Source organism: Pedobacter sp. GW460-11-11-14-TSB4, assembly GCF_059423705.1.
In genome coordinates this window covers 175,091-191,939 of sequence record NZ_JBWKYI010000006.1, presented here as the reverse complement: position 1 = coordinate 191,939, position 16,849 = coordinate 175,091, and the positions used below count along the sequence as shown (strand labels likewise).

Here is a 16,849-nt window from a genome sequence, read left to right as displayed (position 1 = left end):
AGATACCTGAAATGCAAAATAATTCTTTAAATATCGCCGCAAAAGCTACTGTATTGCTAATGGTGATCACCTGCTGGTTTTCGGTGAAGGGATATAGCCAGACCGAGTTTTCGACTGATTATTTTAAAATCAGGGTGGATAACAAAGGTTTCGTCACCAGCATGAAAAATAAGACTAAAGCCCCTTACCGGGAGTTTAGTCCTGCTGACAAACCTTCACCTCTACTAAGTTTATATAGTGATACCAAAAAAAAATACTTTGAACCCACTAAAGCGGTTTATATAAAAGATAAAAAAACACTCGCACTATATTATGCCAATGGTTCGGTGGCAAACGTTAAACTGGAGCCTAAGGCGAAATATTTTAAATTAACCTTGCTCTCACTCACTAACCGAAAAGGTATCGATGTGATTGAATGGGGGCCATTACACACTCAGATCAATAATCTATTAGGCGAAATCATCGGTGTAGCCAGGGATACAAGTGCTGCCGTAAACTACTCTATTGGTATGATGGCATTAAATGATAATACCTTGGGTGGAAAAGCGGAAACCATTGGCGATGCTGCACCGTTTCAATACATTGTTCATACTCCTGATGCTAAGCGTTTTCCTTTGCCCTCGAACCTGCATGAAGGTCAGGTATTTACATTGGGCGGAAACGGGGTCAGCGATGTTGCTTTTTATGCACATAAAGAACCCTGGTACCGCATCATGTATGGTAATGCGGCAACTGTAGATAAAAACGGGAGGATATCACTCGCTTATCAGTCAAGAGACCGTGGTTTTGAAAGAGAGGTTTACTTTTCGCTCATTCCTAATATGGCTGCGAACACGCCCAACCATTTACAGGTACAACCGTTACCAGGTGTAGATTATATCGGATCATCGGTCGCCTTGTGGGGAAGCCCTGACAGTACGGCTTTGCTGGATGTGATCCAGGATATTGTCCTGAAGGAAAAGCTCCCGCATCCAACCATTAATGGAAAATGGATAAAAGACCCGGCTGCATTTGTTCCTGACCTCCTAACAAGTGGTAATTTAAATGATAGCACCATTTCTTATACATCCAGATTGGGCTTTAAAACCATAAGTTTATACGATCAGGGCTTCTTAAGAGCCGACCGAGGCAATAACGGTTATATCGACGGAAAGAATTTTGAGAAAAAGCCGATTAAATTAACAAACGGAAGTGTTTCGCATAAGGAGTTTTCTGATATGGCAGCCAAACTAGGGATCAGTATCGGCAGGACTCCAATTACAAATGCTTTGGCCCCAGGCACCCTGGATGCAAGTCCAATCCCGAGCGACAGCCTGTGTTATCAGCAAAAACGCTTGTTGGTGAAAAATATCAGCGCAACCGACACGGTTATTTTGGTAGACAATCCCACTTATCTTGATGAGATTGCCAGTTGGGAAGGTCATTGTGCCAACTTAAACATGATCAAAATCGGTAAAGAACTTATTCATTATATGGGCGTTTCAAAGGAGAAACCCTACAGGCTGTTGAATGTGAAGCGGGGATACTGGAAAACCACTGCCTCAAACCATGCCAATGGCGATACCATTTACAAACTTCAGGTAACGGTTAATTATGGATACGATGGTCTTATTCCGAATATGCAGCTGCAGGACAAAATCGCTGAACACTTTGCTGAAGTCTGCAAAGTCAATGGCATTTCTTATTACGATTTCGATGGCCAGGAGTTTTTGTTTAATAACGGACATGGTTATTATTCTACTAAACGTTTCTTTGGTAAAATGTTCGAAAAGGCAGCACAGTTAGGTGTCCCATATATCCGTTTCACAGGTGCTACCTTGTCTGAAGGATCCTGGCATTATCAAAGCATCTGGAATGTTGGTGGTGGGAAAAATCTATACGACGCTGAAACCCGCGAATGGGGCAGTACCACCAGTCAGGGAAAGGATCTCCGTGATGTATGTTATGCTAACTTTTTTCCTGTGGGTATGGGGGGCAACTTCCCGATCAATGCCAAATCCAAAGTTGAAGAATATGAGCATATACAAGCCATTTCAGTAGGTGTTGGTACAACATATAGTTTAAAAATGAACCAAAAGGACGTTGAAAGTTGTCCGCAGAAAGAAGCTATTTTTAAAGTAATAAGAACCTGGGAAAATGCAAGAGCCGCCAACGCTTTTCCACGAGCGGTAAAAAGACTGCTGGCAGACCCTGCAAATAGCTGGCAGCTGGAACAGGTTGACAACAATAAATGGAAACTTTATCCAATTGTCAAAGGAGAAAGAAAAACTGTGATCAACTTAAACAGAGATGTGGCAGGAGGGTATTAAGTATTTCCAACGAATTTTGAAGTTCCCATCTTTAAGAGAATACGTTCCGAATATGTCCTCCTCTTTTGATTCCATCAATGGAGAGCGAAATGGACAACCTTACCACCCTCAATTTGAGGATGGTAAGGTTATTGTAGAAATAATTCTTTATTTTTGTGTTATACTTAATATCACATCCATGCACATAGAAACACGTAAATTACTTTTGATTGAAGAAATGCTCAAAGTAAAAAGTGAAGCTACTTTAGTTGCTTTGGAGAACCTATTAAAAGTTGCAAATAATAAAACGGTTAAAAAAACACCAAGCGTAAGAGATTTTTCGGTAATCTGGTCTAAAGCTGAAGCGGAAGAAATGGAACGTATTATCGCAGAATCCTGTGAAACAATCCACCCGGATGATTGGAAATAACCTTTTAGACACTAATATAGTGATCGAGTTATTTAAAGGAAACCCGACGATCACAGCATTTCTTGAAACCTAAAGGAGGAAATCAATATTCCTTTTGCTGTATTGGGAGAGCTTTATCTGGGTGCCTACAGATCGGCTAATCCAAAGAAACACATTAAACAAATCAACTTTTTTCTGGAAAAATGTAATGTCCTTATTGCTGATGATGAAACGGCTAATCATTATGCTTTAATCAAAGCAGCATTATTGCAAAAAGGTAAGCCAATACCGGAGAATGATATATGGATAGCAGCAATAGCAAAGCAATTTGACTTAAAATTGCATACAAAGGATAGGCATTTTAACGAAATTGATCGCCTTAATTTACAAAGCTGGTGACAGATTAGCCAAAAAAAAAATATATATTATTTTTCCTCCTACCGCTTGATTCTCTCGTGACATTCTCGATGTCGTCTTTACGGAGTGGTATTTTTCGGTTTCCTGTCAGACCTAAGCGCCCTACTTTTTGCTATTTCCCTTGCCCGCTCATTAAAGCTGAGATTTTACAGGAACGGTCATTAGCTGAATAATTGTGGCTTCTTTAATACGCTCATTTTTAGCGTTATTTAAATTTTATGGGAAAAACTGGGCCAAGGTGACACTTTTTAATAATCTATTTTTAACCTGCTAATTATCAGTGGATAAAGGTTTTTTGCTTGTGCGGTTAGGCTTATTCTGACTATATTGTGAGACCATTATTGTAACAAAAAGGATGTGGAAAACTTTTTTGTGGTAAAAAGTGGTAAAAAGTGGTAGAACTATTTACTTTTACACTAGATAAAAAGTGTAGATACCACTATGACCCAACTTTTAGGAGAATTCGATTGTAAACTTGACGCAAAGGGCCGCCTTATGGTTCCCGCTGCGCTTAAGAAACAATTGCCTGAATCTGAGAAAGAAGGGTTGATTATTAACCGTGGTTTTGAGAAAAACCTGGTGATCTATCCAAAGAAAGTTTGGGATGCTATCGTTACCGATTTAAGCAAACTGAACATCTACGAAAAAAATAACCGTGAATTTATCAGGTCGTTTACCCGTGGTGCAACCGAGCTTTCGCTTGATGCGGCTGGTCGTGTGCTTTTGCCTAAATCGCTGGTTGATTATGCGGGTATCGGAAGCGATCTTGTACTGGCTTGTCAGTTAGATCGTATCGAAGTTTGGGATAAAAAATCTTACGAAGATATTTTTGATGACGTACCGGAGAATTTTGCAAACCTTGCCGAGCAGGTGATGGGTGGTAAGAAAGGAGGTGCTGATGGCGAATAATTACCATGTTTCTGTAATGTTGCAGCCCTGTATTGATGGGTTGAATATTAAACCTGACGGCGTTTATGTTGATGTAACCTTTGGTGGTGGCGGTCATTCAAAAGAAATTTTAAAACATCTAGGACCGAAAGGGCGTTTGATTGCTTTTGATCAGGATCCTGATGCGCAGGCAAATATCCCCGCTGATGATCGTTTTATTTTTATCGACCAGAACTTCGGTTTCCTGAAAAATAATCTCCGCTTAAAAGGATTTAAGCAGGTTGATGGTATCCTGGCTGATCTTGGTGTTTCTTCGCATCAGTTCGATGTGCCGCAACGTGGTTTTTCGATCCGTCATAATGCCGATCTGGATATGCGTATGGATCAGCACCGCGATTTAACCGCTGCCGAAATATTGAATACCTATACCGAAGATAAGCTGCATAAAATATTTGGGATTTATGGTGAAGTGAAAAATGCGAAATCTTTAGCGCGTGCTATTGTGACTTCGCGTTTGGAGCAGCCTTTTACTGATATAGATAGTTTGAAATCAGCTATTGCTGGTTATATCCCGAAAGGAAAAGAAAATAAATATTTAGCGCAGGTTTTTCAGGCACTGCGTATAGAGGTGAATGCCGAAATCCAGGTGCTTGAAGATTTTTTACAGCAAGCTGCTGATGTGTTAAAACCTGGTGGTCATTTAGTGGTGATGTCTTATCATTCTTTAGAAGACAGGCCGGTTAAAAACTTTATGGCGAAAGGTAAATTTCAGGGTGAGGTAGAAAAAGATTTCTTCGGAAATCAGCAAAAGCCATTTAATGTAATTACACGCAAAGCGATAATTGCCACTGATGAGGAAATTGCTCAAAACAACAGGGCTCGCAGTGCGAAACTAAGAATTGCAGAAAAGATATGAACAGGTTTAGGGAAGAGATAGAGGAAGAAGAGGTTGGGCCTGAACCAGAGTTAAAAGCTGCGCCCAGAAGGCCAAAAACTGCCGAAGAAAAAATGGATAGTAATTCATTTATCAGTAAGCTTTTTAATGATGGATTAGTAAGTAAAGAGGCGGCAACTGATGCTTTGCCTTATTTGTGTTTTCTGGCCCTTTTGGGGATGATTTATATTGCCAATAGTCACTTTGCGGTAAACAATGTTCGCCGCATTGATAAATTAAATAAAGAAGTAAAAGAATTAAGATGGGAGTATAAATCCCTTAAAGCTGACCTGATGTTCAAGAGTAAATTGACGGAGGTTGCCAAAAAGGTAGATACCCTTGGGATAAAAGAACTGATTGAACCACCAAAAAAAATAATTGTTAAAAGCGATGAATATTAGAGCAAACATCTTGCTTCGTGTATATCTGGCATTTGGCTTAATTGTGCTTTTTGCTTTCGCGGTGTTTTTACGCCTCGGTCAGGTACAGTATGTGCAAGGGAAAAAATGGAAAGCTATGGCAGATAGTCTTTCTACACGATATGTAAGCGTGGAGGCTACCCGTGGGAATATTTATTCGAACGATGGTAGTTTACTGGCTACTTCTATACCGGAATACGAACTGCGTATGGATATGTTTGCCGGTGGTATTGCCGAAGATAAGGTATTTAATGAAAAAGTAGATTCGCTGGGTTATAAATTAGCGCAGCTCTTTCAGGATAAAACCGCTAAAGAATATGCGCGTTACCTGCGTAAAGGACGTCAGGATAGTGCACGTTATTTGCTGATCCATCGTAAAGTAGGTTATGCTGATCTGAAAACCATCAGGACTTTTCCTTTATATAACATCGGCAAGTTTAGCGGTGGTTTAATTGCTGTGCAGCAGAACAAACGGATCCTTCCTTTTCAGGCTTTGGCGGCCCGTACCATTGGCTATAAAAACGAAAATGTTAAAAACGGTGTAGGTTTAGAGGGAGCATATAAAGAATACATCAACGGCGAAACCGGGAAAAGACTAATGCAGCGCATTGCCGGTGGGGTTTATGTTCCGGTAAATGAAGAAGCTGAGGTGGCGCCGAAAGATGGTGCAGATATCATTTCGACCATTGATGTAAATATGCAGGATCTGGCCCAGAGTGCATTAGAGAAACAGTTGATTAAGTACGATGCCGACCATGGAGCGGTAATTGTAATGGAGGTTGCTACTGGCGAAATCAGAGCAGTAGCCAATTATTCTAAAGTAGAAGAAGGGGTGTATAAAGAGAAATTTAACTACGCTATTGCGGGTAATCAGGATCCAGGTTCAACTTTCAAATTAGCTTCTTATATGGCTTTACTTGAGGATGAACTGGTTGATACAAACATGATGGTTGGAACAGGAAATTATAAAATTCCTGGTCACATGATCAAAGATTCGCACGGAAGTATTGGTGTTGTGACAGTGAAAAAAGCATTTGAGCAATCATCAAATGCCGCTATCGCTTATTTGATTAATAGTAAATATGGTGCTAATCCTAAAAAGTTCACCGACCATTTGTACAACTGGCACTTAAACGAAAAAATGGAATTGCAGATTCCGGGTGAGGCCAAGCCAACTATTAAAAATCCATCTAATAAAAGCTGGGGCAAAATGACCTTACCACAAATGGCGTATGGCTACGAGATGGAGCTAACGCCGTTGAAAATGCTTTCGTTTTATAATGCAGTAGCCAATAATGGAAAGTATATCGCTCCAATTTTTGTGAAAGAAATCAGGCGGCTGGGCAACCCGATTGAGCAGTTTAAAGCCAGGGTAATTAACGATAAAATATGTTCTGATGTTACACTTAGTAAAATCAGAAGCATGTTGGAAGGAGTAGTTACCGAAGGTAGTGGGAAGCAATATGTACATAACCCGCTTTATAAAATTGCCGGAAAAACGGGTACAGCTCAGGTAGCTGACGCAAACAAGGGTTACAAGGCTAAAAAGCAGTATCAGGCTTCTTTCGTAGGTTATTTTCCTGCAGATAAGCCGAAATATTCAATGATTGTGGTAATCAATGATCCTAAAGGGGGTTATTACGGTGCCTTGGTTTCAGGTCCGGTGTTTAGGGAAGTGGCTGACCGCATCTACGCCAGTGATATGCAGATGTACAACGATGTTCCTACCCGTTTGGTTGGGAATACCGGTACGCCGCCTACAAAAGCCGGACAGAGTAAAGCTACTCAGAAAGTGTATAAAGCATTTGGTTTTAAACCGCTTTTTGCTTCAAAATCTGAATATTACAACATTATAGATACCAGTGCAGGAACAATTTTTCAGGAAAATAACGAACGTAAAGGTGTGATGCCAAACGTGGCGGGTATGGGACTGAAAGATGCATTGTATCTGTTAGGAAATGCAGGCTTAAAAACCAAAGTTTTTGGTTCTGGAAAAGTAGTGAGCCAATCTATTATCGCCGGAACCAAGGTGGGTAAAGGATTGGGTGTACAAATAGAGTTGAATTAAGGTGTAAGGTAAAAGGTATAAGGCTTAAGGTCTTGCTGCTTGATATTAAATACCTGATACTAAAAGAATAAAAAATGCAATTACAAGATTTACTTTACGGCGTAACGATTAAAGAATTGGTTGGTAAAACCGATAGGGAAATCAATGCGCTGAATTTCGATTCGCGTAAGGTAGGTAAGGATGATGTCTTTTTTGCAATTGTGGGTACTTTGGCTGATGGGCACCAGTTTATCGGGCAGACCATTCAACAGGGAGCAGCGGTAATTATCTGTGAGAATTTACCAGAAATCCAGGATTTTACAATTACTTATATTAAAGTAGAAAATACATCGGTTGCTTTGGGGATCATTGCTGGTAATTATTTTGGAAATCCATCAGCAGATTTAAAACTGATCGGTATTACCGGAACCAACGGGAAAACCACCATTGCCACTATTCTTTTTAAATTATTTAAAGATTTAGGGTATAAAACCGGGCTCTTGTCAACGGTAGAGAATTACATCAACGATACGGTAGTGGCAGCAACACATACAACACCGAATCCAATTGCGCTAAACCAGCTTTTAAGAGAAATGGTTGATGCAGGCTGCGATTATTGTTTTATGGAAGTGAGTTCGCATGCGGTATCGCAACACCGGATCGAAGGATTGACTTTCTCTGGTGGGGTATTTTCGAATTTAACACATGATCATTTAGATTTTCATAAAACTTTTGACAGTTACCTGAAGGCTAAAAAGGCATTTTTTGATGTTTTACCTAAATCGGCATTTGCACTAACCAATATCGACGATAAAAACGGTGTGGTGATGTTGCAGAATACCAAAGCGCATAAAAAGACTTATGCACTTAAACAACTGGCCGATTTCAAAGCAAAAATTATCGAAAACCAGTTCAGCGGGCTGCATTTAGATATCGATAACGAAGATGTATACTTCAAATTGGTAGGTTCTTTTAATGCCTATAACCTGCTAGCCGTTTATGGAACTGCCATCTTGTTAGAACAGGATAAATTAAAAGTGTTGACTTTGTTGAGCCGTTTATCAGGCGCTGAAGGAAGATTTGATTATATCACTTCTGCCGATAAAATTATTGGTATTGTGGATTATGCCCATACGCCAGATGCGGTGCAGAATGTGTTGAGTACCATTGCCAATATCCGCAAAGGAACTGAACAGGTAATTACGGTAATCGGATGTGGAGGAGATCGTGATAAAACCAAACGGCCGATTATGGCTCAGGTGGCCTGCGACTGGAGTGATAAAGTAATTCTGACCTCTGATAATCCACGGACAGAAGATGCACAGACCATAATCAACGATATGGAAGCTGGGGTTTCGCCGACAAATAAGCGTAAAACCTTGTCCATTTTAGATAGAAGAGAAGCCATAAAAACAGCCTGCCATTTAGCGCAGCCAGGAGATATTATTCTTGTTGCAGGCAAAGGGCACGAGAAATACCAGGAAATTAATGGTGTAAGGAACCATTTTGATGATAAAGAAATTTTACTTGAACAATTAAAACCAATCAGCTAATGTTATATTTATTATTCGAATACCTGCATAAGCATTATGATATACCTGGGTTGAGGTTGTTTCAGTACATCACTTTCCGTGCATCTATCTCTATTATTTTATCGTTGATCATTACCACCGTTTACGGACGTAGGTTGATTGATTACCTGCATAAAAAACAGGTTGGAGAAACGGTAAGGAATTTAGGTTTAGAAGGACAGATGCAAAAACAAGGTACACCAACAATGGGGGGTATCATTATTTTGCTGGGTATCCTGATTCCAACCCTGTTATTTGCCAATATTTCCAATATTTACGTCATCCTGATGATCATCACAACCATTTGGATGGGTGCAATCGGGTTTCTGGATGACTATATCAAGGTTTTCAAAAAAAACAAAGAAGGTTTAGCTGGCCGGTTTAAAGTGGTTGGTCAAGTAGGTTTAGGTCTGATTGTAGGCACCACCATGTATTTCCACCCCAATATTGTGGTAAGAGAAACGGTTCAGGATAATGTTAAAAGCACTTCTACGGTTCCGATGGTACTGCGCCAAAAAGGCGAAACCTTTTATTATACGCAAGATGTAAAATCGACCAAAACCAATATGCCTTTTTATAAGAACAATGAGTTCGATTATGCCAAGGTATTGAAGTTTTTAGGTGGCGATTATCAGAAATATGCATTTATCATATTCCTGATCTTTACTGTGTTTATCATTACAGCGGTTTCAAATGGGGCCAATATTACCGATGGTATTGATGGCTTAGCCACCGGAACATCAGCTGTAATCGGGATTACCCTTGGTATTTTAGCCTATGTTTCTGGTAATACCATTATGGCCGATTACCTCAATATTATGTATATCCCGAACTCGGCCGAGCTGATGATTTTTGCCGGTGCCTTTGTTGGGGCCTGCGTTGGTTTTCTTTGGTACAACTCTTATCCTGCTCAGATTTTTATGGGCGATACCGGAAGTTTGGCTATTGGGGGTATCATTGCCGCATTTGCGCTCATGATCCGTAAAGAACTTTTGATCCCGATTTTATGCGGAATATTCCTGGTCGAACTGGTGTCGGTAATTATGCAGGTATCTTATTTTAAATATACCAAGAAGAAGTTTGGCGAAGGGCGAAGGATTTTCCTGATGTCGCCTTTACACCACCATTACCAGAAAAAAGGATATCACGAAGCTAAAATTGTAACCCGTTTCTGGATTATCGGAATTATGCTGGCCATTATGACCATCGTAACATTGAAACTAAGGTAAGTTAAGGTTGAAGGTCGTGGGTTTGAAGGTTTAATAGAAAAGCTCAAAGACTAAAGCTGAAAGGTAAAAGAGAGCGTAATAAATAAAATGACCTAGTGGTAAATAAAAAATAAGTAAAAAGTTAAGTGTGATGGTATTAATGTCTTGACTAGATACTCACCACTTGATACTAAAAAATAAAAAAAATAATGAGCACGAATAATATCACATCAAGCAATACGAAGTCAGCAATGACCGGGCAGGGCCGTGTGGTTATTCTTGGGGCCGGCGAAAGTGGCGTTGGCGCCGCAAAACTGGCTCAGGCTAAAGGTTTCGATGTTTTTGTTTCCGATTATGGTGTAATTACCGATAAATATAAGGCTGCTTTAGAAAAACTTTCCATTCCCTTCGAGTCTGAAAAACATACTGAAGAGTTGATCTTAAATGCTAGCGAAGTCATTAAAAGTCCGGGCATTCCACCTACCGCACCAATCATTAAAAAATTGGTGGCCAAAGGGATTTCAGTGGTTTCAGAGATTGAGTTTGCCAAAAGATATACCCATGCTAAAACCATCTGCATTACGGGTTCCAATGGTAAATCAACGACGAGTTTATTAACCTATCACATCTTAAAAAATGCGGGGTTAAATGTAGGCTTGGCGGGTAATATCGGTCAGAGCTTTGCCGCACAGGTGGCTACAGAAGATTACGAATATTATGTGCTGGAAATTTCAAGCTTTATGCTTGATGATATGTTCGAGTTCAGAGCAGATATCGCTGTTTTACTTAACATTACCCCAGATCATTTAGATCGTTACGATTATAAACTGGAGAATTATGCCGCGTCAAAAATGCGCATTGTTCAAAACCAGACAGCAGAAGATGTTTTCATTTATTGTGCAGATGACGAAGAGAGCTTAAAAGCCATCGCACTGGCTAAACCCCTAGCGAAAGCTTTTCCCTTTTCAATTACTAAAAAAGTTGAACCGGGCGCTTATTTAGAAGAAACTACTATACATATCCTTACAGAACCAAATAACCAACTAACCATGTCTATTTCAGATTTAGCCTTACAGGGCAAGCACAACATTTACAATTCTATGGCCTCAGGCATTGTGTCGAAAGTTTTAGAATTAAGAAATGAGTCCATTCGCGAAAGCATGGGGAATTTCAAAAATATTGAGCACAGGTTAGAGCATGTGGCCAAAATTTCAGGGATCGATTTTATCAACGATAGTAAAGCCACCAATGTAAACTCTACCTGGTATGCTTTAGAGAGTATGACCAGCGATGTAGTGCTCATTATGGGCGGTGTTGATAAGGGGAACGATTATAACATGCTTAAGGATTTGGTTAAAAGTAAGGTAAAGGCCATTGTTTGCTTAGGTAAGGATAATAAACGTATCCACGATGCTTTTGAGGATGATGTAGAAGTAATTGTAAATACTTTTTCGGCTGAGGAAGCGGCACAGATTGCTTTTCATTTAGCTAAACGTGGCGATGCGGTATTGTTATCGCCTGCTTGTGCAAGTTTTGATTTGTTTAAAAATTACGAAGACCGCGGTAATCAGTTTAAAGCGGCAGTTAGAGAATTATAATAGGAGGCTCAATATATGTTGCAGGCACTACTTAATAAAACAAAAGGCGATAGATGGATCTGGTTGATCATCATCCTGCTTTCGCTTATATCTGTAATGGCAGTGTACAGTGCAACAGGTACCTTAGCCTATAAAAAAGGAGAAGCCGTAGAGAAGCTTTTGCTCACCAAGCACTTAATTTTTGTGTTGATGGGTATCGGGATGATCTATATCGCCCACCTGCTCGATTACCGCTATTATGCAGGTATTTCGAAGGTGCTGATGATTGTAACCATTCCGCTGTTGTTTTATACGCTGATATTCGGAACCAACTTAAATGATGCTTCCAGGTGGGTTAAAATACCGGTAATCGGATTAACTTTTCAAACTTCCGATTTAGCCAAGCTGGCCTTGATTACTTTTTTGGCCCGGATGCTGACCAAAAAGCAGGAAAATATTAAAAATGTTAAAGAGTCATTTATACCAATTATGGGCTCGGTTTGTGTGGTATTCGTTTTAATCGCACTGGCTAACCTGTCTACAGCATTAATGCTGTTTGGTGTAAGCATATTGCTGTTAATTATTGGTAGGATCAGTATTAAACAGATCGCGATTGTTTGTGCAGGCGGTTTCGTACTGCTGCTGTTTGTTTTCTTTTTAGGACCAAGAAGGAAAACCTACATGTCGCGTATCAATACGTTTATACATCCCGAGATGCAGCATTCAGATAAAACTTTCCAGGCAGATCAGGCAAAAATTGCCTTAGCTACTGGTGGTGTTTTTGGTAAAGGACCAGGTAATAGTACGCAGCGCAATTTCCTACCACACCCGTATTCCGATTTTATTTTCGCCATTATTATTGAAGAATGGGGAACTGTGGGAGGAATTGTAATCATGATACTATACCTGGTGCTTTTATACCGATGTATCAAGATCGTAACCCGAGCGCCCAAGGCCTTTGGTGCGCTGCTTGCAGCCGGACTGAGTTTCAGTCTCACCATTCAGGCCTTCGCCAATATGGCGGTAGCTGTAGGGCTGGGGCCGGTAACAGGGGTTCCGCTTCCATTGGTTAGTATGGGTGGTACATCCATGATCTTTACAAGTGTGGCTTTTGGGATTATCCTCAGCGTAAGCCGTGATGTAGAAGAAAATGCAAAACTCACACCGAAAGAAGAAAAAATAAATAATAAAATAATTGTTGGAGAGATTCCAGCGATAGCGTAATTAATGATTGTATTATAGAATGTAATGATTGCTGTTAAGTACTCACTCAATCAAAATTCACTCATTTAATAATTAAGAAATAAAATGAATAATTCCCCAAAAATTATCATATCAGGTGGTGGCACCGGCGGGCATATTTTTCCCGCCGTGGCCATAGCCAATGCGCTAAAACGCATGGTGCCAGCCTGTGAAATTTTGTTTGTGGGTGCTATAGGTCGAATGGAAATGGAAAAAGTTCCTGCAGCCGGATATAAAATTATAGGATTGAATATTAGCGGGATGCAACGTGGCTCGATTATTAAAAATCTGGCGCTCCCCTTTAAGGTAATCGGTAGCGTGCGCAAAGCCATGCAGATTATTAATGATTTTAAACCCGATGCCGTAGTAGGTGTGGGTGGTTATGCCTCAGGGCCGCTATTGTATGCAGCCTCTTTGAAAGGAATTCCTTACCTCATACAGGAACAGAATTCTTATGCCGGAATAACCAATAAGTGGTTAGGTAAAAAAGCTTCGAAAATCTGTGTCGCCTTTGATGACATGGATCAGTTTTTTCCGGCGGATAGAATTTTGAAAACAGGGAATCCTGTCCGCCAGGAAGTGGTGGATATAAAAGGCAAACATTTTCAGGGCGCCGAACTGTTAAAACTCGATCCATTGAAAAAGACCATTATGGTTACCGGTGGAAGTTTGGGCGCAGGCACATTGAACAAAGCAATTGAAAAACATTTACCAGCTATTCTTGCACAAGATGTACAGGTGATCTGGCAAACAGGTAAATATTACTACAAAGGGATTATAGAAAGATTGGGCTTAGACTATCACCCCAATGTTCGCATCCTGGAGTTTTTAAATAAAATGGATCTGGCTTATGCCGCAGCGGATGTGATTGTGAGCCGGGCAGGTGCCGGAACCATAGCAGAACTTTGTTTAATTAAAAAACCGGTGATACTGGTGCCTTCGCCAAATGTAGCAGAAGACCATCAAACTAAAAATGCGATGGCCCTGGTTAAAAACGGAGCAGCAATATTAATTAACGACCGCTCTGCAGAAGATACCCTGGTTAAAGAAGCATTAGCCCTGTTAAACAATAAAGAGCAGTGCGAAACGCTTGCCGAAAATTTAGCTAAGATGGCATTGCCAGAAGCAGATGAAATTATTGCGAACGAAGTATTGAAATTGATTAAGTAAAGATATGAGAAACTAGATGTAGGATATGAGTTCAGACTATTTGTCTAGTGCCTCAAATCTCCCATCTCAAATCTAATAAAATGGAACTAAGTAAAATAAATAGGGTTTTCTTTGTAGGTATCGGTGGTATCGGCATGAGTGCGCTTGCCCGTTATTTTGCTAAACGCGGACAGGTAGTTTGTGGTTACGATAAAACCAGGACCAGGCTGACCGAAACCTTAGAGCAGGAAGGCATTCTCATTACTTATCTTGATGAAGCCTCTTCGCTGCCTTGTGCATTTTTGGATAATCATGATGATACCCTCGTGGTTTACACCCCGGCGATTCCAAAAGATTCCAAAATTTTAAACCATTTTATAAGTAAAGGTTTCGCGCTTAAAAAGCGTTCTGAGGTTTTAGGGATTATCAGTAAAGGGATGTTCTGTATTGCGGTTGCGGGTACGCATGGCAAAACTACGACATCTTCTATTGTTGCACATATTTTAAAAGATACCGGCTACGATTGTACGGCCTTTTTAGGCGGGATAACCAGTAACTATAACAGTAATGTGCTTTTTGGGAAAAACAACGTGGTAGTGGTAGAAGCTGATGAATATGATCGTTCGTTTCTAACCCTGCACCCGGATGTGGCCGTAGTAACCTCAATGGATGCCGATCATTTGGATATTTATGGCGATAAAAGCCATCTGGAAGAATCTTTCCGTTTGTTTGCCGGCCAGTTGAAAGCCGAAGGGGTACTTTATGCACATGAAGGATTACCGCTGGAAAAAAGCATCAGTTATGCCGCAAGTTCAACAGCAACAGCGAGGGCGGAAAATTTAAGGGTAGAAGGATCGAAATTTGTTTTTGATTATACCGATAGCACCCAAAGTGTCAAAGACATCAGTTTAATGCTTCCCGGTAAGCACAATGTCGAAAATACAACGGTTGCCATTGCTATTGCCTTACAGCTAGGTATCGATGCTGAAAAAGTAAAACAAGCGGTTGCAAACTTCAAGGGTGTTAAACGCCGCTTCGAATATATTGTGAATAATGGCAGTCAGATTTATATTGATGATTATGCACATCATCCTGAAGAACTGAGGGCTTGTTTTGATGCCGTGAGGCAGTTGTACCCTGATAAAAAGTTAACCGTAATTTTTCAGCCGCATCTGTTCACACGGACAAGGGATTTTGCAGATGAATTTGCAAAAGTTTTAAGCACTGCCGACGAACTGATGTTACTGGAGATTTATCCGGCGAGAGAATTGCCCATTGAAGGGATAAATTCACAGTTTTTATTGGATAAAATCACTTTAGCAGATAAGAAAATATGTGGAAAAGATTTTGTGGTTCAGCAGGTTAAGAACACAAAACCTGAATTAATTTTAACAGTGGGTGCGGGAGATATCGATACGATTATCGAGCCCCTTAAAAATATATTAAACAATGCTTAAACGGATAAACTGGAGCGCAATTTTTACTGGCTTTGTCTGGCTGATCAGCCTGGCAGGGGTGGTGGTGCTTTTGAGTTTTATCAATGTGAAGAAACAGACGGTTAAATGTACCGATGTTAAGATTTTAATTCCAGGCGCTGATAATTTTATTGAGCGTGAAGAAATTGATGCCATTTTAAAAGAAGATCAGGGTGTGCTTTTAGGGCGTAACCTCGAAAACATCAATATTCATAAGATCGAGAAAAAACTGCAGTCTAATCCTTACATCGGCTTTGCCAAGGTATATGTAGATATGGATGGAGTACTGCACATCGAAGTAAAACAACGCCAGCCTATCCTTCGTATATTGAACGAAAACGGGCAGGACTTTTACATTGATAATGATGGATTGAAAATGCCTATTTCTTCAAACTTCACTGCTAATGTACTTGTGGCAACAGGACATATTACAGAAGTTTTTGGAAGTCGTGTAGATACCCTGCATACCCAACTGGCAAGAGATTTATATAAAACTGCTCAGTACATTAAAAAAGATACCCTTTGGGATTCGCAGATTGAGCAGATTGTGGTTGATCAGAAAAACGACATCGAACTGATACCAAGGGTCGGTAATCAGCGGATTGTTTTGGGTAATGCCGATTCGCTGGAGAAGAAAATGAAGAACCTGTTATTGTTTTATAAAAAAGCAATGCCTCAGGTAGGCTGGGATACTTATAAAACCATCAATATTAAATATACCAACCAGATTGTTTGCGAAAAAAGAGATTCGACAGAATTAGGAAAAAAAGCAAAAACAATTTCTGCCGCCGATAGTTTGAGGATACAGCGAAACGTGACCGATTCATTAATCAAGAGTACAATTGTTGCTGCGATGGATGACCGGCCTGAGGCAGATGAAGCAGAGAAGGAAGCGCCCAAAAAGCCCGAACCTAAAAAAGTGGAACCAAAAAAGGTAGAAGCACCTAAAGCTGAAGTGAAAAAGGCAGAGCCCAAAAAAGCTGAAGTAAAAACAGTAGTGCCTAAAAAAACGGAACCCATTAAAACAGAAGTAAAAAAGCCGGCAGTTACGCAGGCCACTAAACCAAAGGAAACAAAACCTGCGGATAAAAAAGAAAAACCGAAGCAAACGGTAACAACACAGCCAAAGCCGGCAAAATCTGAGGCAGATTTAAAAAAACAGAGAGAGGCAAGAGAGAAAGAAATCAGGGCCCTGGAAAAACAGTATAAAACTCAGCAAAATTAA

14 protein-coding genes are annotated in these 16,849 nt (G+C 40.2%); all 14 read left to right on the top strand.

Translation table 11 applies throughout. The features are described from left to right. Positions 1-11: 11 nt before the first annotated feature. The 14 genes from AC07YT_RS08620 (at position 12) to AC07YT_RS08555 (ending at position 16,849) form a co-directional block, all read left to right on the top strand. Positions 12-2,309: a hypothetical protein gene (locus tag AC07YT_RS08620; protein WP_086544996.1), complete on the top strand. Its 2,298-nt coding sequence runs from the start codon at positions 12-14 to the stop codon at positions 2,307-2,309. Further along, complete coding sequence (locus tag AC07YT_RS08615; protein ID WP_494945276.1) at positions 2,290-2,718, top strand: hypothetical protein; 429 nt, start codon at positions 2,290-2,292, stop codon at positions 2,716-2,718. The genes AC07YT_RS08620 and AC07YT_RS08615 overlap by 20 nt, the downstream gene beginning before the upstream one ends. 102 nt (positions 2,719-2,820) lie before the next feature. Continuing rightward, positions 2,821-3,096, top strand: coding sequence for a PIN domain-containing protein (locus AC07YT_RS08610; RefSeq protein WP_494945275.1), 276 nt, complete (start codon positions 2,821-2,823; stop codon positions 3,094-3,096). Between the two features lie 459 nt (positions 3,097-3,555). Beyond that, complete coding sequence (gene mraZ, locus AC07YT_RS08605) at positions 3,556-4,023, top strand: division/cell wall cluster transcriptional repressor MraZ (RefSeq protein ID WP_086544998.1); 468 nt, start codon at positions 3,556-3,558, stop codon at positions 4,021-4,023. Continuing rightward, positions 4,013-4,918 (top strand): 16S rRNA (cytosine(1402)-N(4))-methyltransferase RsmH, encoded by a 906-nt coding sequence (gene rsmH / locus AC07YT_RS08600; RefSeq protein ID WP_086549235.1) that lies wholly within the window; start codon positions 4,013-4,015, stop codon positions 4,916-4,918. Before mraZ ends, rsmH begins: the two co-directional genes overlap by 11 nt. Continuing rightward, complete coding sequence (locus AC07YT_RS08595) at positions 4,915-5,337, top strand: FtsL-like putative cell division protein (protein ID WP_086544999.1); 423 nt, start codon at positions 4,915-4,917, stop codon at positions 5,335-5,337. Before rsmH ends, AC07YT_RS08595 begins: the two co-directional genes overlap by 4 nt. Continuing rightward, entirely contained in the window at positions 5,327-7,423 is a 2,097-nt protein-coding gene (locus AC07YT_RS08590) for a penicillin-binding protein (RefSeq protein WP_086545000.1), read from the top strand. The genes AC07YT_RS08595 and AC07YT_RS08590 overlap by 11 nt, the downstream gene beginning before the upstream one ends. A gap of 74 nt (positions 7,424-7,497) precedes the next feature. Beyond that, on the top strand, positions 7,498-8,955 hold the full coding sequence (locus AC07YT_RS08585) for a UDP-N-acetylmuramoyl-L-alanyl-D-glutamate--2,6-diaminopimelate ligase (protein WP_086545001.1): 1,458 nt from the start codon (positions 7,498-7,500) through the stop codon (positions 8,953-8,955). Further along, complete coding sequence (gene mraY, locus AC07YT_RS08580; protein WP_086545002.1) at positions 8,955-10,202, top strand: phospho-N-acetylmuramoyl-pentapeptide-transferase; 1,248 nt, start codon at positions 8,955-8,957, stop codon at positions 10,200-10,202. The genes AC07YT_RS08585 and mraY overlap by 1 nt, the downstream gene beginning before the upstream one ends. A 188-nt stretch (positions 10,203-10,390) precedes the next feature. Next, positions 10,391-11,779, top strand: coding sequence for a UDP-N-acetylmuramoyl-L-alanine--D-glutamate ligase (gene murD, locus AC07YT_RS08575; RefSeq protein WP_086545003.1), 1,389 nt, complete (start codon positions 10,391-10,393; stop codon positions 11,777-11,779). Between the two features lie 15 nt (positions 11,780-11,794). Beyond that, the gene (locus tag AC07YT_RS08570) at positions 11,795-12,982 is read left to right on the top strand and encodes an FtsW/RodA/SpoVE family cell cycle protein (RefSeq protein ID WP_478358660.1); all 1,188 of its coding nucleotides are present in this window, start codon (positions 11,795-11,797) and stop codon (positions 12,980-12,982) included. Between the two features lie 84 nt (positions 12,983-13,066). Then, positions 13,067-14,170: an undecaprenyldiphospho-muramoylpentapeptide beta-N-acetylglucosaminyltransferase gene (murG, locus tag AC07YT_RS08565; protein WP_086545004.1), complete on the top strand. Its 1,104-nt coding sequence runs from the start codon at positions 13,067-13,069 to the stop codon at positions 14,168-14,170. Between the two features lie 80 nt (positions 14,171-14,250). Then, positions 14,251-15,606 (top strand): UDP-N-acetylmuramate--L-alanine ligase, encoded by a 1,356-nt coding sequence (gene murC / locus AC07YT_RS08560; protein ID WP_086545005.1) that lies wholly within the window; start codon positions 14,251-14,253, stop codon positions 15,604-15,606. Continuing rightward, positions 15,599-16,849: a cell division protein FtsQ gene (locus AC07YT_RS08555; protein WP_086545006.1), complete on the top strand. Its 1,251-nt coding sequence runs from the start codon at positions 15,599-15,601 to the stop codon at positions 16,847-16,849. The genes murC and AC07YT_RS08555 overlap by 8 nt, the downstream gene beginning before the upstream one ends.